We start from the raw sequence: 18,197 nt of genomic DNA, 5'->3' as shown, positions 1-18,197 counted from the left end.
CCAGAAGGCATCGTTCGCGATGCCTTTTTTACATCTGCCGCTCCCACCGCGGCCCCTGGAGAGAAGACATGAGCTACACCGCCCCCCTCAAGGACATGCTGTTCGACATCGAACACCTGGCCAACATCGGCGAGATCGCCAAGCTGCCCGGCTTCGAAGACGCCGGCCTCGAAACCGCACAGGCCGTGCTCGAAGAGTGCGCGCGCTTCAACCAGGACGTGGTGGCGCCGCTGAACGTCGAAGGCGACCGCAACCCCTCGTCGTTCAAGGACGGCGAAGTCACCACCAGCAAGGGCTTCAAGGACGCCTTCGCGCAGTACGTGTCGGGCGGCTGGCAGGGCCTGCAGCATCCGGCGGACTTCGGCGGCCAGGGCCTGCCCAAGACCATCGGTGCGGCCTGCGGCGAAATGCTCAACTCGGCCAACATGAGCTTCGCGCTGTGCCCGCTCTTGAGCGACGGCGCCATCGAGGCGCTGCTCACCGCGGGCTCCGACGAGCTCAAGGCCGTGTACCTCGAGAAGCTCGTGAGCGGCCAGTGGACCGGCACGATGAACCTCACCGAGCCGCAGGCCGGCAGCGACCTGGCCATGGTGCGCAGCCGCGCCGAGCCGCAGCCCGACGGCACCTACAAGGTGTTCGGCACCAAGATCTTCATCACCTACGGTGAGCACGACATGGCCGAGAACATCGTGCACCTCGTGCTGGCCCGCGTGACCGGCGCGCCCGAAGGCGTGAAGGGCATCAGCCTGTTCGTGGTGCCGAAGTTCATGGTCAACGCCGACGGTTCGCTGGGCGCACGCAACGACGTGCACTGCGTGAGCATCGAGCACAAGATGGGCATCAAGGCCTCGCCGACCGCCGTGCTGCAGTACGGCGACCACGGTGGTGCCGTCGGCTACCTCGTGGGCCAGGAGAACCGCGGCCTGGAGTACATGTTCATCATGATGAACTCGGCCCGCTACGCCGTGGGCATGCAGGGCATCGCGATCGCCGAGCGTGCCTACCAGCACGCCGTCGCCTACGCCAAGGATCGCGTGCAGAGCCGCCCGGTCGATGGTTCGATCAACGCCAGCGCGCCCATCATTCACCATCCGGACGTGAAGCGCATGCTGATGACGATGCGCGCCTACACCGAAGGCTGCCGCGCGATGGCCTCGGTGGCCGCCGCCGCCTACGACGCCGCGCACCACCATCCCGATGCCGACGCGCGCAAGCAGAACCAGGCCTTCTACGAATTCATGGTGCCGCTCGTGAAGGGCTACAGCACCGAGATGAGCCTCGAAGTGACCTCGCTGGGCGTGCAGGTGCACGGCGGCATGGGCTTCATCGAGGAGACCGGCGCGGCGCAGTACTACCGCGATGCGAAGATCCTCACGATCTACGAAGGCACCACCGCGATCCAGGCCAACGACCTCGTGGGCCGCAAGACCGCACGCGACGGCGGCCAGACCGCCAAGGCGATCGCCGCGCAGATCGAGAAGACCGAAGCCGAGCTCGCCAAGAGCGACAGCGCCGCGGCCGCAGCCGTCCTCAAGCGCCTGACCGCTGCGCGCCTGGCCTTCATCGACGTGGTCGACTTCGTCGCCGGCCAGACCAAGGCCTCGCCGAACGCGGTGTTCTCGGGCAGCGTGCCGTACCTGATGCTCGCGGGCAACCTCGTGGCCGGCTGGCAGCTCGCGCGTTCGCTCATCGTGGCGCAGGACCAGGCCTCGCACAACGTGGACGTCGCCTTCATGCAGGCCAAGATCGCCACCGCGCGCTTCTACGCCGAGCACATCCTGAACAAGGTGCCGGGCATCCGCGACAGCATCGTCGAAGGCGCCGAGAGCGTCACGGCGCTGGCGCTCGAAGCGTTCTGACGCACACGCCGCTGTCGCCGATCTGACGGGCGGCAGCGGCCCCTTGCTCTTATAAAACCGAACCCCTTCCCGGAGACGACATGTCCAAGCTGCCTTCTGTTCTCGCGAACCTCCCGCTGCCGATCATCGGCTCGCCGCTGTTCATCATCAGCAACCCCAAGCTCGTGATCGCGCAATGCAAGGCCGGCGTGGTCGGCTCGATGCCGGCGCTCAACGCCCGCCCGGCCGCCCAGCTCGAAGAGTGGCTGATCGAGATCACCGAGGAGCTGGCGGCCTACAACAAGGCCAACCCGGACAAGCCGGCCGCGCCCTTCGCCATCAACCAGATCGTGCACAAGAGCAACGACCGCCTGGAGCACGACATGGAGATGGTCGTGAAGTACAAGGTGCCGATCGTGATCACCTCGCTGGGCGCGCGCACCGACGTGAACGACGCGGTGCACAGCTACGGCGGCGTGACCTTGCACGACATCATCAACAACAAGTTCGCGCAGAAGGCGATCGAGAAGGGCGCCGACGGCATCATCGCCGTGGCGGCCGGTGCCGGCGGCCACGCGGGCGTGAAGAGTCCGTTCGCGCTGGTGCAGGAAATCCGCCAGTGGTTCGACGGCCCGATCGCGCTGTCTGGCTCCATCGCCTCCGGCGGCGCGGTGCTCGCGGCGCAGGCCATGGGCGCCGACTTCGCCTACATCGGCACCGCCTTCATCGCGACCGAAGAGGCGCGTGCGAGCGAGGAGTACAAGCAGGCCATCGTGGACGGCAACTCGGACGACATCGTCTACTCGAGCCTGTTCACCGGCGTGCACGGCAACTACCTGGCGCCCAGCATCGTCAAGGCCGGCATGGACCCGGCCAACCTGCCCGAAGGCGACGTGACCACCATGAACTTCGGCGGCGGCGAAGGCAGCAAGGCCAAGGCCTGGAAAGACATCTGGGGCTCGGGCCAGGGCATCGGCGCGATCACCGAAGTGGCGAGCGCGGGCGCCTTCATCGAGAAGCTCAAGCGCGAATACCAGGAAGCACGACAGCGATTGGCACTTTGAACGGTTCGCACGCACCGGCATCGACCTCCGCTGCGAGCGGTGGCGGCGAGGCCGTGCCTGCGCGGCAGGGGCGCATGCCGCTGCTGGACGTGGTCAAGGGCCTGGCCTGTGCGCTGATCGTCGGGCATCACCTGGCGCGCTACGGCCCGATGCCGGCCGGCGCGCAGGTGCTGGCGCCCGATTTCTTCGGCTGGCTGGCGAACGACGGCCGGCTCGCGGTGCAGGTCTTTCTCGTGATCGCCGGCTTCCTGGCCACGGCGAGCCTCGCGCCCGACGGCGTGCTGCGCGTGGACCGGCCGCTCTCGCGGATCTTCCAGCGCTATGGCCGGCTGGTCATGCCGTACCTTGCGGCACTCACGGTCTGCGTACTGGTGGCCGAGGTGGCGCGGCCATGGCTGGGTGAAGAGGTGGTGCCGGCAGAGCCGAGCCTCGGTCAGCTGCTGGCGCACGGGCTGCTGCTGCAGGACCTGCTGAACTACGAGTCGTTGTCGACCGGTGTCTGGTATGTGGCCATCGACTTCCAGCTGTTCGCACTGGCGCTCGCACTGGTCGGGCTGCCCGCCGTGCTGCGACAACCCACTTCGGCCGCGCGCTGGGCGCCGGTGGCGCTGGTGTTCATCGTGGCCGTGGCGTCGCTCGCGCTGTTCAACCGGCAGGCGCGGCTGGACGAAACGGCGTTCTATTTCTTCGGCGCCTACGGGCTCGGCATGCTGGCCTTCTGGGTCGGCCGCGCCACGCGCACCAGCACCTGGTGCAGCGCCGTCGCGCTGCTGGCGCTGGTGGGGGCGGGTGCGCTCGCCATCGACTGGCGCAGCCGCATCGCCATCGCGCTGGTGACCGCGCTGCTGATCGCGGTGGCGCAGCGCCGGCAGTGGCTGTCGCCCGCGCACTGGCCCGCGGCGGCCGTGCCGCTGCAGCAGCTGGGGCGCATTTCGTACTCGCTGTTCCTGATCCATTTCCCGGTGCTGCTCGCCGTGAACGCGCTGGTGGCGGGCCTGGGGCCGCACGGGCCGTGGGTCGACCTGCTGGGCATGGTCGCGACCTTCGGCCTGTCGGTGGGCGCCGCGGTGCTGCTGTACCGCGGGGTCGAAGCCCGGCCGGCGTCGCTGCGCAGCGTCTGCACACTTTTTGCCGCATTGCTCGTCAGCGGCCTCATCGTGTCGTACTGAAGCGCGCCGCACCCGCTGCGGTGCGGCCCTTTTTCTTCCCATTCCTTTGCAAATCTGTTGCCTTCGGGCTTCAGAGCGGGCAGTCTGCGCGAACTGCCCCTGTTGTGTATGATTGTGAATCTTTCAGTAAATACTGAAAATACACAAACTCAAGGAATGACAGAACCATCGCCGCCACGATCGCCGTTGAAGGCTTTCACGTCGCCCGACATCGGCAGCGTGGTGCAAGGCGTCGCGGCGCTCGCGTGGCTGCCGCAGGCCGCGCTGCTGGCGATGGCGGTCCAGGGCCTGGCCAGCGGCGAGGGCATGGCCGCCGTGCTGTGGCCGGCGGTGGGCATTCTCTTGCTCGGCCTGCTGCGCGCGGGCTGCGAAGCCTGGGGCGTGCGCCGCACTTTCGGGCGCGCGCGGGCGCAATTGACGGCCTTGCGCGCGCAGACCGCAGCCGTATTGGCGGCCGGTTCGCCGCTCGACCGCGAACGCGCGCCCTCAGGTCTCGCGGCCAGCGTGCTCGCCGAACAGGCCGAGGCGCTGGTGCCGTACCTCGTGCGCTACCAACCCGCGCGCTGGCGCGCGACGGTGGTGCCGCTCTTCCTGCTCGCGGCGGTGGCCTGTTTCTCGTGGGCCGCGGCGCTGGTGCTGCTGGTGGCGGCGCCGCTGATTCCGATCTTCATGGCCATCGTCGGCTGGCGCGCCAAGGCGGCCAGCGAGGCGCAGATGGTCGAGATGGGCGGCATGAACGCCTTCCTGCTCGATCGCCTGCGCGGCCTGGCCACGCTGCGCGCGCTCGACGCGGTCGACGCCACGGCCGACCGGCTCGGCGCCTCCGCCCAGTCGCTGCGCCAGCGCACGATGGCGGTGCTGCGCATCGCCTTCCTGTCGTCCGCCGTGCTGGAGCTGTTCTCCGCGCTGGGCGTGGCGCTGGTCGCGGTCTACATCGGTTTCCATCTGCTGGGCTCGCTCGGTTTCGGCGCCTGGGGCCAGCAGCTCAGCCTGGGCGAAGGCCTGTTCGTGCTGTTGCTGGCGCCGGCCTTCTTCGAGCCGCTGCGCGAGCTGTCGGCGGTCTGGCACGACCGCGCGGCGGGCGAGGCGGCGCTGCAGGCGCTCGACGACCTGCAAGGCGGCGCGCTGCCGTTGCCCGGCGCGGGCGTCGCGGTCACGCGCGCAGCGACCGGCGCCGCCGGGGCAGGGGCTGCGCCTGCGGTGACGGTCCATGGGCTGCATTTCTCCTGGCCCGGCGAGTCGACACCGCTCTTCGATGGCTATGAATTGCGCATCGGCGCCGGCGAGCATGTCGCGTTGGCCGGCCCGAGCGGATCGGGCAAGACCGCGCTGCTCTCGCTGCTGGCCGGGCTGATGCCGGCCGCACGCGGCGAGATCGCCATCGGCGGCGTGCCGCTCACCGAGCACACGGCCGCCGCATTGCGCCAGCGCACGGCGTGGATGGGGCAAAAGCCGCACGTCTTCGCCGGATCGGTCGAAGCCAACGTGGCGCTGGGCCGTGCCGACATCGGCGCGCCCGAGGTGGCCGAGGCGATGCGTTTCGCGGCGCTCGACGACGTGGCGCAGGCCCATCCCGGCACCGCGCTGGGCGAGGGCGGCAGCGGCCTGTCGGGCGGCGAGGCTGTGCGGCTGGCGCTGGCGCGCGTCGCGGTGCATCCGCATGCGGACCTGATCCTGGCCGACGAGCCCACGGCCCACCTGGACACCGCCACCGCCGCACGCGTGGCCGACGCACTGGTGGCGCTCGCCCGCGGCCGGACCTTGATCGTCTCGACCCACGACCCGGTGCTGGCCGCGCGCATGGACCGCACGGTGAGCCTCGGCCCCGAGCCGCCGGTGGAGAAGGCCGCATGAGCCGCCACGCGACCCGTTCCCCCCGCTGGCGCGACCTGCGCCTCGTGCTGCGTCCCTTCCTCGCGACCCAGCCGCGCGCCTTGCTGCTGGGCTGCCTGCTGGCCGCTGTCACCGTGCTCGCGGGCATGGCGCTGCTGGGCCTGTCGGGCTGGTTCATCACCGCGACCGCGCTCGCCGGCCTGCATGCGGCCACCGCCTTCACCTTCGATGTCTTCATGCCCTCGGCCGGCATCCGGCTGCTGGCGCTCGGGCGCACGGGGTCGCGCTACGGCGAGCGGCTGGTCACGCACGACGCCACCTTCGCCGTGCTCGCCGAGCTGCGCGTGCGGCTGTTCCGCGGTTGGGCGCGCCCCGAGGCCGCGCGTGACCTGCTGATGCGGCCGGCGCGGCTGCTGTTCCGGCTCACGTCCGACATCGACGCGCTCGAGTCGCTCTACCTGCGCCTGTTCGTGCCTGCTGCTGCGGCGCTCGGCGCGGCGCTGCTGGCGGGCATCGTGCTCGGCTTCATGCATGTGGGGATGGGCGCGGCGATCGCGCTCTGGCTCTGCGCCGTCGGCTGGGGGCTGGCGTTCCTCATCGCGCGGCGTGCGCGGCAGCCGGCGCGGCAACGCGCGCATGCCGTGGAGGCGCTGCGCGCGCGGGCCGTCGATCTGGTGGCAGGCCAGGCCGATCTCGCGATGGCCGGCCGGCTCGACGCCCAGCGCGCCGCGCTCATGAATGCCGACGCGCACCTCGCGCAGGCCGATCTCGCACTGAACAAGCTCGAAGCCGCGGCCGGTTTCGCCTACGGCAGCGCGGGCACGCTGACGCTGGTCGGCGTGTTGCTGGCCGTGGGCGCACTGGTGAGCGAAGGCGTCATCGGTGCCCCCGGCGCGGCGCTCGCACTGCTGATCGCGCTCACTGCCACCGAACCGTTCGCGGCGCTGCGGCGTGGCGCGCTCGATGCGGGACGCACCTGGCTCGCTGTGCGCCGGCTGGCACCGCGGCTGGACCCTTCAGTGGAAGAGGGCGCGCGCCCCGCTCGCACCGCGCAGACGGCGGCGGTGCGGGTCGACCAGCTCACCGTCATGCACCCCGGCAGCCTCGTCGAAGTGCTCGGCGGCGTGTCGCTGCACCTGGACGCGGGTGAGCGCGTCGCGCTGGTCGGCGCCAGCGGCGCGGGCAAGTCCACGCTGCTTTCCGTGATCGCCGGCGACCTCACGCCTCGCGCCGGCCAGGTGCAGGCGCAACCGGCCTGCCTGCTGACCCAGCGCACCGAACTCTTCCAGGACAGCCTGCGCGACAACCTTCGCCTTGCTGATCCCCAAGCCAGTGACGAGCGCCTGTGGGCCGTGCTGCACGCCGCCGGCCTCGATGCCGACGTGCGCGCGCTGGCCACCGGCCTCGACACGCGCCTGGGCGAAGGCGGCCTCGGCCTCTCGGGCGGGCAGTCGCGCCGGCTCGCGCTTGCGCGGCTGCTGCTGCGGCCCGTGCCGCTGTGGCTGCTCGACGAGCCGACCGAGGCGCTGGACGCCGCCACCGCGCACGACGTGCTGCAGCGCCTGGCGCAGCAGACCGGCCCGCGCACGCTGCTGATCGCCACGCACCTGCGCCGCGAAGCCGCGCTGGCCGACCGTCTCGTGTGCATGGCGCAGGGCCGCATCGTCGCCGACCTGCGCCGTGGCACGGAGGCCTTCGAGGCCGCGCTGCGCGGCCTGCGCCCCGATTGATGAGTTGACCGACCGAGCAACGAACGAACAGAACACATAAAGGAAGCCCCCATGGACCTTGACATCGTCGCGCTCTCGCGCCTGCAGTTCGCCGTGACGGCGCTGTACCACTTCCTGTTCGTGCCGCTCACGCTCGGACTGTCGATCATCCTGGCCATCATGGAGACGGTCTACGTGATGACCGGGCGCGTCATCTGGCGCGACATGACCAAGTTCTGGGGCGTGCTGTTCGGCATCAACTTCGCGATGGGCGTGGCCACCGGCATCGTGATGGAGTTCCAGTTCGGCATGAACTGGAGCTACTACAGCCACTACGTCGGCGACATCTTCGGCGCGCCGCTGGCCATCGAAGGGCTCATGGCCTTCTTCATGGAAGCGACCTTCGTGGGCCTGTTCTTCTTCGGCTGGGACAAGCTCTCGAAGGTAGGCCACCTCACGGCCACCTGGGCCGTGGCCATCGGCTCCAACTTCTCGGCGCTGTGGATCCTCATCGCCAACGGCTGGATGCAGAACCCCGTGGGCGCGGCCTTCAACCCCGCGACCATGCGCATGGAGGTGACCGACTTCGCCGCCGTGCTGACCAATCCGGTGGCGCAGGCCAAGTTCGTGCACACCGTGTCGGCCGGCTATGTGTGCGCCGCGGTGTTCGTGCTCGGCGTGTCGGCGTGGTACCTGCTCAAGGGCCGCCACATCGAACTGGCCAAGCGCTCGATGACCGTGGCCGCGTCCTTCGGCCTGGCCGCCGCGCTGTCGGTGGCGGTGCTCGGCGACGAGAGCGGCTACCTCTCGGGCGAACACCAGAAGATGAAGCTGGCCGCCATCGAAGGCATGTGGGAGACGCAGCCCGCGCCCGCCGCCTTCACCGTGATCGGCTTCCCCGACCAGAAGGCGCGCGAGACGCACTACGCGATCCACATCCCGGCGGTGATGGGCCTCATCGGCACGCGCTCGCTCAACACCGTGATGCCCGGCATCGACGAGCTCGTGAAGCGCGCCGAGGCCCGCATCCGCGAAGGCCTGAAGGCCTACGACGCGTTGCAGAAGATCCGCGAGGCCGGCGGCGCCGACAAGGTCACGCAGGGCGTGCGCGGCGACTTCGAGGACAACGGCATCAACATGGGCTACGCGCTGCTGCTCAAGCGCTACGTGGACGACCCGCGCCAGGCCACCGACGAGCAGATCGCCAAGGCCGCATGGGACACCGTGCCGCAGGTGGCGCCGCTGTTCTGGCTGTTCCGCGTGATGGTGGGCATCGGCATGCTGCTGATCCTGCTGACGGGCACCTTCTTCGTGCTGTCGGCGCGCCGCGCGCTCGACCGCCACCGCTGGCTGCTGAAGGTCGCGGTGTGGGCGATTCCGCTGCCGTGGATCGCCATCGAATCCGGCTGGCTGGTGGCGGAGTTCGGCCGCCAGCCCTGGGTGATCGAAGGCGTGCTGCCGACCGCGGTGGCCGTGTCGAACCTGGGCGTGACGACGCTGCTGATCACGCTCGCAGGCTTCATCGCGATCTACACCACGCTGCTCATCATCGAGATGAAGCTGATGCTCAAGGCCATCCGCAAGGGCCCCGAGGTCGAGCATGCGCCCACCGAGGGCGATGCGCGCTCGCACATTCCACCGGCGCGTGCCGCCACGTCTTCCTCTTCTGCCTCGACCGGGAGCGCCGCATGATCCTCCACACACTCCTCGACTACGACACCCTGCGCTTCATCTGGTGGCTGCTGATCGGCGTGCTGCTGGTCGGCTTCGCGGTGACCGACGGCTTCGACCTGGGCGCCGGCATGCTGCTGCCCTTTGCGGCGCGCAACGACATCGAACGGCGCGTGGTCATCAACAGCGTGGGCCCGGTGTGGGAGGGCAACCAGGTGTGGCTCATCCTGGGCGGGGGCGCCGTCTTCGCGGCCTGGCCGCAGCTGTACGCCGTGTCGTTCTCGGGCTTCTACCTGGCGATGTTCGTGATCCTGTCGGCGCTGATCTTGCGGCCGGTGGCCTTCAAATTCCGCAGCAAGCGCGAGTCGCCGCAGTGGCGCGCGCGCTGGGACGGCGTGCTGTTCTTCAGCGGTTTCGTGCCCGCGCTGATCTGCGGCGTGGCCGTGGGCAACGTGCTGCAGGGCGTGCCGTTTCGCTTCGGCGCCGACATGCACATCTTCTACGACGGCAGCTTCTTCGGCCTGCTGAACCCCTTCGCCATCCTCTGCGGGCTGGTGTCGGTGGCGATGCTGGTGATGCACGGCGCGGCCTGGCTGCTGCTCAAGACCGCCGGCCCGGTGGCCGAGCGTGCGCGCAGCTACGGCATGGTCGCGGCGGTGCTCACGCTCGTGTTCTACGCGCTGGCCGGCGTGTGGCTGGCCATGGGCATCGGCGGCTTTCGCATCAGCAGCGTGGTCGACGCGGTGGGCCCGTCGAACCCGATGCTCAAGACCGTCGAGCTGCATGCCGGCGCCTGGATGGGCAACTACGCGGCGCACCCCTGGACCATCGCCGCGCCGGCGGCGGGCTTCGTCGGCACGCTGGGCGCATTGCTCGGGCTGGTGCTGCGTCGGCCGGGATTCGCGCTGCTCACGGCGGCACTGGGCATCGCCGGCATCATCCTCAGCGTGGGCGCGTCGATGTTCCCGTTCATCCTGCCCTCGTCGATCGATCCGCGCGCGAGCCTCACGGTGTGGGATTCGTCGTCGAGCCATCTGACGCTGTTCATCATGCTGGTGGTCACCGCGATCTTCATCCCGATCATCGTGGCCTACACCACCTGGGTCTACCACGTGCTGTGGGGCAAGGTCGACGAACAAGCCATCCGCGACGAGAGCGGACACGCCTACTGAAACGGGAAGGAAAAAGACATGTGGTACTTCGCCTGGATCCTCGGCCTGCCGCTGGCCGCCGCCTTCGCCGTGCTCAACGCCATGTGGTACGAGCTGATGGACGACGAGGCCATCCGCAAGGAAAAGCTCGGCACGCCGGAAGCCCCGCAGGGGCAGGAACGGCTGTGAGGGCGTAGCGCCCCGTCCGTTCCCTCTGCCTCGCGGCGCGACTCAGGTTTCGCCCGCGGGGCCTTTGCTCTTCTTCGACGCACCGCCCGTGAGGCGGTCCTTGAGCGTCAGCACCTTCGTCACCGTCGCGCCCATGCCCATGAGCTGCATCGCAGTCTCGGGCGCCAGCCGCTGCACGTCGTCGAACCATTTCATCAGCCGGTCGATCAGGTCGTGCATCTCGCGCATGCGGGCCTGCGCGTGGCGCTCGGCGTCGCTGGTGGGCGATTCGAGCAGCGCGTTGCGCAGCATCGAGAGCGTGGGCTCGATCTCGCGGCGCCGGCGTTCCTCGGCCAGCACGCGGAAGATTTCCCACACGTCCTTCGGCGCCTCGAAATACTCGCGCCGGTCGCCCGCGTGGTGGCGCAGGTGCACGAGGCGCCAGGCCTGCAGCTCCTTCAAACCCATGCTCACGTTGGAGCGCGAGAACTCCAGCATCTCGGCGATCTCGTCGGCGTTGAGCGCGCGCTCCGACAGGAAGATCAGCGCGTAGATCTGACCGACGGTGCGGTTGATGCCCCACTTGCTGCCCATCTCGCCGAAGTGGGCGACGAACTGGCGGTTGAGGGGAGGGAGTTCGGGTGCGGAAGCCATGCGGCGGATTGTCGCGCCGGATTGCTGGACGTTCGGAAGTTTCCGAAAACCCAGCAAGGCGGCGGGGTGCATGAATAACTAGTTTCGGTGATGGGTGAGAAACAAATTATTTACAAAAATAAACGTTTACTGACGGTTTGCCCATTTCTGGTGCATCCGGCCTCCCATTTCAAGGTTTTTCTCCCTATGAACAAAGCACATCGCAGCCTCTGGAACTCGTCATTGGGGGCCTGGGTGGCTGTTTCCGAGAACACCCACGCCCGCGGCAAGAAGAGCCACCGGGCGGTGGCGCGGGCGGCGGGCGCGGCGTCGCTGCTGATGCTGGCCGGGGCGTCGTTCGCGGGGGGCGATGGGGGCGGAGGGGGTTTCCTTGTCAACGGCAGCTATGGCGCAGGGTACGCGGCGGGCAGCAGCACGACCGGTGAAGGCGGTCATGGGGGGCAGGGCGATCAGTCCGCCGCGGGTGCCGCCGGGGGCGCCCTCGGTGCCAACGGAACGAACGGGGCTGCGGCGTCGAGCGGCAACAACCCGGACAGGCTCGACGGCAGTGGCGGCGGCGGCGGCGGTTCCGCCCGGACCGGCTCCGCGCCTGTCACCACCTCGATCAAGGCCGGTAGCGGCGGCAACGGGGGGACCGGCGGCTACGCCGGCTCAATAGACCCTGGCGGTGCAGGCGGCGGCGGTGGTGGTGGCAGTGTGCTCGCCACCCAATCGTTCGAAGTCAAGACGACGGGGGCGCTCCTCGGCGGCGATGGCGGCAACGGCGGCGATGCGTTCACAGGCACTTCGTCCCTGAAGGGGACGGGCGGCGGCGGCGGCGCGGGCGTGCTGGTGGTGCCTGTGGGCGGCGTGACGATCACCAACGCCGGCTCAATCGCGGGCGGCAACGGCGGCAAGGGCCTGGCCGCCGGAGGGACCCATCCGATTGCGAACGTGCCGGTCTATGGCGGTGCCGGCGGCAACGGTGAAGGCGGCGCCCAGGGCGGCACGCAACTGGGTGCGTATGCGCAGGGTGGCGCGGGCATCGTCGGCAGCAATCTCACCATCGTCAACAGCGGCATCATTTCCGGTGGACTCGCAGGCGACGGGGTGACCCGCGCCAATTCGCTCCAGCTGGGCGCCAGCAACAACTCGCTCACGCTCCAGGCAGGCTCCGTGCTCAACGGCGGCGTGGTCGCCCAGGGCACGGGCAACACGCTGCGCTTGGAGGGTACGAACATCGAGGACGACGCGTTTCAGGGCTTCTCGAGGATCCAGGCCGCCAGCGGCAGCCGGTGGGCGCTGACAGGCGCGTTCCTGCCCACGGGCAATCTCGCGATCACCGTCGACGGCAGCGGCGCGACGCCCGCGCAGTTGGCGATGAACGGCTTCGTCTCCGGCATCGGCAGCCTCACGGTCGACGGCGGCGGCACACTGGCGCTGGGCAGTCCCAACGCGTACCTCGGCGGAACCACGATCAAGACAGGCACCACGGTGCAGATCGGCACGGCCGGCGCGCTCGGCGCCGGCACGGTCACGCTCGACGGCGGCACGCTGGCCGCCACCTCGAGCCTCGACCTGACCAACAACCTGACCTTCGCGACCGGCCAGCGCAGCACGGTAGCCGCCGCAGGCGGCAAATCACTCGGGATCGGTGGCAGCCTGTGGCTGGGCGCCGGGGCGACCGCCGTCTTCGGCATCGCCGCTGAGAACGGCACTGTGCGCCTGGGCAGCGGCACCACCACCGTCACCAGCAATGCGGCGGTCGTCGTGGCCGGCGGCACGCTGCAGGTGTCGGACGCGGCGCGCGCCGGCACGATCCTCGCCAACGTGGCGTCGACCACCGTGGAGGCGGGGGCCACGCTCGACCTGAACGGCTACACCATCACCATCGGCAACCTGCAGGGCGCCGGCACGCTGAACACCTGGACCGGCGCCGGCTCGGCCCAGGCCACGACGGTGCGGTCCGGCAACTTCTCCGGCGCGATCACCGGCACGGGCCAGCTCGTGAAAACGACGGCGGGCACGCTGACCCTGACGGGCGCCAGCACCTACACCGGCGGCACGACCATCAGCGCGGGGACGCTGCAGATCGGCGACGGCGGCAGCCTCATGGGCAACGTGGTCAACAACGGCACGCTGGCTTTCGACCGCACCGACAGCAGCACCTTCTCCGGCGCCATCAGCGGCTCGGGCGACGTGACGAAATGGGGCACCGGCGCGGTCACGCTCTCGGGCAGCAACACCTACCAGGGCGGCACCACCGTTCGCGGTGGCACGCTGCGCTCCGGCGCCGCATCGGCCCTGTCGCAGAACACGGCGTACACCGTGCTTGGCGGTGTGCTCGACTTGGGCAGCTTCAACCTGCGTGCCTCGAGCCTGTCGGGCACCGCAGGCACCGTTCAGCTGGGCAGCGCGACCCTGACCGTCGGGTCGGCCAACGCCAGCACCACCTTCGCAGGCAGCATCGACGGCACGGGCTCGCTGGTCAAGGAAGGCTCGGGCACCTTGACGCTCTCGGGCTCGAACACCTACACCGGCGGCACGACGGTCAGCGCGGGCACCTTGCAGATCGGCAGCGGCGGCAACAACGGCAGCATCACCGGCGACGTCACCAACCACGCGGCGCTGGTCTTCAACCGCGCCAACGGCATCGCTTTCGCGGGCAACATCAGCGGCGTCGGCAACGTGACGAAGACCGGCGCGGGCACGCTGGTCTACACCGGCAGCGCCACGCACGCCGGTGGCACCACCATCGACGGCGGCACCCTGCAGATCGGCGATGGCGGCACCGTCGGCAACGTCACCAACAACGCGGCACTGGTCTTCAACCGATCGAACGATGCGGCCTTCGCAGGCCACATCACCGGCAGCGGCAACGTGACGAAGACCGGCGCGGGCACGCTGGTCTACACCGGCAATGCCTCGCACACCGGCGGCACGACCATCGACAGCGGCACCCTGGAGATCCGCGACAGCGGCAGCATCCTCGGCAGCATTGCCAACAACGCCGCGCTGGTGTTCAACCGCAGCGCCGACACCACCTTCGCCGGCAACATCAGCGGCTCCGGCAGCCTTCTGCAGAAAGGCGCGCGCAAGCTGACCCTGACCGGCGACAACACCTTCACGGGCACCACCACCGTCGTGGTCGGCAACATCCTGCAGATCGGCGCGGGTGGCACCACCGGCAGTATCACGGGGAACATCAGCAACGACGGCGACCTGGTCTTCGACCGCGCGGGCGAGCTGAGCTACGCAGGCGTCATCAGCGGCTCCGGCACCCTGTCCAAGAACGGCACGGGTGTGCTGGAACTGACGGGCGCCAGCACCTACACCGGCGCAACCGAAGTCAACGCCGGCACGCTGCGCGTGAACAACACCACCGGCAGCGCCACAAGCACGAGCACGGTGCAGGTCAAGAACGGCGCCACGCTCAGCGGCGGCGGCACCATCTCGGGCCAGGTCACCATCGCCAACGGCGCGACGCTCGCACCGGGCAGCAACCTCGGCACGCTGACCACTGGCATGCTGCGCTTCGACCCGGGCGCCTTCCTGAGCTACGAGCTGGGCCAGGCGGGCGTGCCGGGTGGCCCGCTCAACGACCTCGTCAAGGTCAACGGCGGCCTCGTGCTCGACGGCACGCTCAACGTGGCGGAGGCGCGCGGCGGCACCTTCGGGCCCGGGCTGTACCGCCTGATCAGCTACTCCGGCTCGCTGATCGACAACGGCTTGAATATCGGCACAGTGCCCGCGGGCACGGCGGTCGGCGACCTGCACGTGCAGTCGTCGGTGCTGGGCGAGATCAACCTGATCAACAGCAAGGGCGTGTCGCTCGGCTTCTGGGACGGCGCGGGCGGCGATGCTTCCACCTACAACAACGGCACGATCAGCGGTGGCTCTGGCACCTGGCGCATCGGCAACTCCACCCTCAACGGCCCGTCCGACAGCTGGACCGGCGCCAACGGCAAGACCAACACCGGCTGGCAGCAGAACCAGTTCGCGCTGTTCGGCGGCGCGGCCGGCACGGTCCGGGTGGACAACACGGGCGGCGCGATCAGCATCGACGGCGCGCAGTTCTCCACCAGCGGTTATCTCGTCACCGGCGACGCGCTGACGCTGGGCAACGCCAGCACCGTCATCAAGGTCGGCGACGGCACGGCCTCGGGGGCGCAGATGCAGGCCACCATCGCGTCGGTGCTGAGCGGCGCGGGCGGCCTCACGAAGGACGACCTGGGCACGCTGATCCTGAAGGGCGCCAACACCTACACCGGCGGAACGCTCGTGCGCGCCGGCACGCTGCAGGGCGACACCACCAGCCTGCGCGGCGCCATCGTCAACGACGCCCGGGTGGTCTTCGACCAGGTGGCCAGCGGCAGCTTCGCGGGCACGATGAGCGGCGCGGGCAGCCTGCGCAAGAGTGGGGTCGGCGAACTGCTGGTCACGGCGGCCAACAGCTACAAGGGCGGCACGCAGGTCGATGGCGGCACCTTGAATGTGGGCGTGACAGGCGCGGTGGGCACCGGTCCGGTGGGCGTGAGCAGTGGCGCGGCCTTGATCTTCAGCGGCAGTGCGGATGCGGAAAGCCTAAAGATCACGGCAGGCGCCGCCCAGTCGGGCAACGGCGGCTTCGTCCAGTTCCAGGACAACGCCTCGGCCGGCCGCGCGACCCTGGTGGCGCATGCCGGTGGATCGATCGACTTCCGCGGCAACGCAACCGCCGGCAACGCCACCATCGAGAACCGCGGCGGCCAGGTCACGGTCTGGTTCGACGCCAAGGCGGGCAAGGCCCACATCACCAACTTCGCCGGCGGCGCGACCAACCTCTGGGACGATGCCTCGGCTGAGCAGGCGACCATCGTCAACGAGGCTGGCGGGACGCTGGACATGCGCGACAACGCAACGGCCGCCCAGGCGAGCGTGGTGAACAAGGCGGGTGGCACGGTCTTCCTGTCCAAGCTCGGCACGCCGGACACCGCCATCGGTTCGCTCGAAGGGGCAGGCCGCGTGCTGCTCGGCGCGAAGGCGCTGACCACGGGCGCCCTGAACACCGACACCGAAATCTCGGGCGTCATCTCCGGCGTGGGCGGTTCGCTGGTCAAGGTCGGCACGGGCACGCTCACGTTGTCGGGCGAGAACACCCACACCGGCGGAACGGCCTTGCGCCAGGGTCGCCTGAACGTGGGCCACAGCCAGGCACTGGGCACCGGCACGCTGTCGATGGACGACGGCACCACGCTGGGCTTCAGCGCGAACGGGCTGACGATTGCCAACACCATCAAGCTGACGGGCAACAACGACCCCGTCATCGACACCGGGGCATTCAGCGGCACGCTGAGCGGCGCGATCAGCGGAGGTGGCTTCATCACCAAGCAGGGCACGGGCACACTGACGCTGTCGGGCGCCAACACCTACACCGGTGCGACGAACGTGGCGCAGGGCACGTTGAAGGCGGGCGCGGTGAACACGCTGAGCGCTGCTTCGGCGCACAGCGTGGCCACAGGTGCCACGCTCGACCTGGCGGGCTTCAATCAGACCGTCGCGTCGCTGAAGAACAGCGGCACCGTGTCCCTGGCCGGCACGACCGCAGGCACGACGCTCACGGTCAAGGGCGCTTACGTCGGCACGAACGGCGTGCTGAAGCTGAGCACGACGCTCAATGGCACCGGCCCCTCGGACCGCCTCGTGCTCGACGGCCCCACCGCCGTCGCCAGCGGCAAGACCCAGGTGCAGATCGGCAACCTCGGTGGCCTGGGCGCACTCACGAGCGGCAACGGCATCGAGGTCATCACCGCGCAGAACGGCGCGACCACCACCGCGCAGACCACGAAGGACGCCTTCTCGCTGGCCGGTGGCCATGTCGACGCAGGCGCCTACGAGTACCGCCTGCATGCCGCCGATGCGAAGGGCGCGGGCGAGAGCTGGTACCTGCGCTCCACCACCGACGCGGTGTCGCCGGGTCAACCGGTGGGCGTGCCCGTCGTCACCTACCGCCCGGAAGCCGCGCTGTACGCCGCGCTGCCGGGCCAGCTGCGCCAGGGCAACCTCGCGATGCTCGGCGATGTGCGCAAGCGCGTGGGCGACGACGATGTGAAGGGCGCCGCGAGCACGCCGACGGGCTCTGACCGCCGCGCCTGGGCCCGCGTGCTCTCCACCGACATCGACATCCAGCAGGGCGGCACCGTCTCGCCCACCAGCAAGGGCCGCCTCACCGGCTTCCAGGCCGGCACCGACCTGCTCGCCACGCCGAACTGGCGCGCGGGCCTGTACGTGGGCCAACTCGACGGCGATGCACGCGTCAGCGGCTTCGCCAGCGGCATCCGCAATCTGGGCGTGGGCCGCAACGACCTGCGCAGCCAGTACGTCGGCGTGTACGGCACCTACACCGCCGACAGCGGCTTCTATGCCGACGCCGTGTTGCAGTCGGGCCGTCACCGCTACACCGTCGAGCCGATGCTGAGCGCCGGCGTGGGCGGCAAGGGCCACAGCCTGCTGGGCTCCATCGAAGTGGGGCAGGCGTTCGCGATCGGCGGCAGCGGTTGGCGCATCGAGCCGCAGCTGCAGCTGATCCACCACCACATGGACCTGGGCAACTCGGTCATCGCCGGTGCCATCGCGCAGCCCCAAGCCGACAGCGGCTGGATCGCCCGCGCGGGCGTGCGGGTCAAGGGCCAGGTCGACACCGGCCTGGGCGTGCTGCAGCCGTACGGGCGCTTGAACGTCTACAAGACGTCGAGCGGCACCGACATCGCACGCTTCGTGAACGGCGCGACCGCGACCGACATCGTGGCGCCCACCGGCGGCACCAGCACCGAACTGGCGGGCGGCTTCACGCTGGCCCTGAGCCAGGCGACCAGCCTGTACGGTGAAATCGGCAAGCTGTGGTCGTCGGGCGGCGATGCCAAGGTGAAGAGCTCGGTCAACGGATCGCTCGGCGTGCGAGTCAAGTGGTAGGCGGGTAGCT

General features: G+C 69.6%; 10 protein-coding genes. 9 read left to right on the top strand and 1 reads right to left on the bottom strand.

Annotated features, from left to right (window positions below; all coding sequences use genetic code 11):
* Positions 1-68 precede the first annotated feature (68 nt).
* From ACAM52_RS15530 to cydX, 8 genes are all read left to right on the top strand, one after another.
* Positions 69-1,859, top strand: a complete 1,791-nt coding sequence (locus ACAM52_RS15530; protein WP_062482680.1) for an acyl-CoA dehydrogenase — start codon at positions 69-71, stop codon at positions 1,857-1,859.
* Positions 1,860-1,939: 80 nt separating this feature from the next.
* Entirely contained in the window at positions 1,940-2,902 is a 963-nt protein-coding gene (locus ACAM52_RS15525; RefSeq protein ID WP_062482679.1) for a nitronate monooxygenase family protein, read from the top strand.
* Positions 2,899-4,071 (top strand): acyltransferase family protein, encoded by a 1,173-nt coding sequence (locus ACAM52_RS15520; RefSeq protein ID WP_369647557.1) that lies wholly within the window; start codon positions 2,899-2,901, stop codon positions 4,069-4,071. Before ACAM52_RS15525 ends, ACAM52_RS15520 begins: the two co-directional genes overlap by 4 nt.
* Before the next feature lie 156 nt (positions 4,072-4,227).
* Entirely contained in the window at positions 4,228-5,925 is a 1,698-nt protein-coding gene (gene cydD / locus ACAM52_RS15515) for a thiol reductant ABC exporter subunit CydD (protein WP_369647556.1), read from the top strand.
* Positions 5,922-7,634 carry a thiol reductant ABC exporter subunit CydC gene (gene cydC / locus ACAM52_RS15510; protein ID WP_369647555.1) on the top strand — a complete coding sequence of 571 codons (1,713 nt, stop codon included), beginning with the start codon at positions 5,922-5,924 and terminating at the stop codon, positions 7,632-7,634. Before cydD ends, cydC begins: the two co-directional genes overlap by 4 nt.
* A 51-nt stretch (positions 7,635-7,685) precedes the next feature.
* Entirely contained in the window at positions 7,686-9,305 is a 1,620-nt protein-coding gene (locus tag ACAM52_RS15505; protein WP_095947372.1) for a cytochrome ubiquinol oxidase subunit I, read from the top strand.
* The gene (cydB, locus tag ACAM52_RS15500; RefSeq protein WP_062475791.1) at positions 9,302-10,456 is read left to right on the top strand and encodes a cytochrome d ubiquinol oxidase subunit II; all 1,155 of its coding nucleotides are present in this window, start codon (positions 9,302-9,304) and stop codon (positions 10,454-10,456) included. The genes ACAM52_RS15505 and cydB overlap by 4 nt, the downstream gene beginning before the upstream one ends.
* An 18-nt stretch (positions 10,457-10,474) precedes the next feature.
* Positions 10,475-10,624 (top strand): cytochrome bd-I oxidase subunit CydX, encoded by a 150-nt coding sequence (gene cydX / locus ACAM52_RS15495; RefSeq protein WP_095744810.1) that lies wholly within the window; start codon positions 10,475-10,477, stop codon positions 10,622-10,624.
* Positions 10,625-10,666: 42 nt separating this feature from the next.
* Here the strand turns inward: cydX and ACAM52_RS15490 are convergent, their stop codons facing one another.
* Complete coding sequence (locus tag ACAM52_RS15490) at positions 10,667-11,257, bottom strand: GbsR/MarR family transcriptional regulator (protein ID WP_062475786.1); 591 nt, start codon at positions 11,255-11,257, stop codon at positions 10,667-10,669.
* 186 nt (positions 11,258-11,443) lie between these two features.
* Between ACAM52_RS15490 and ACAM52_RS15485 the strand changes: the two genes are divergently transcribed.
* Complete coding sequence (locus tag ACAM52_RS15485; RefSeq protein ID WP_369647554.1) at positions 11,444-18,187, top strand: autotransporter-associated beta strand repeat-containing protein; 6,744 nt, start codon at positions 11,444-11,446, stop codon at positions 18,185-18,187.
* The last annotated feature ends 10 nt before the right edge of the window (positions 18,188-18,197 follow it).

This window comes from Variovorax sp. V118, from assembly GCF_041154445.1.
GTDB lineage: Bacteria > Pseudomonadota > Gammaproteobacteria > Burkholderiales > Burkholderiaceae_C > Variovorax > Variovorax boronicumulans.
Note: the sequence above shows the minus strand (reverse complement) of the source record. Positions and strands in the feature narration are given on the sequence as shown.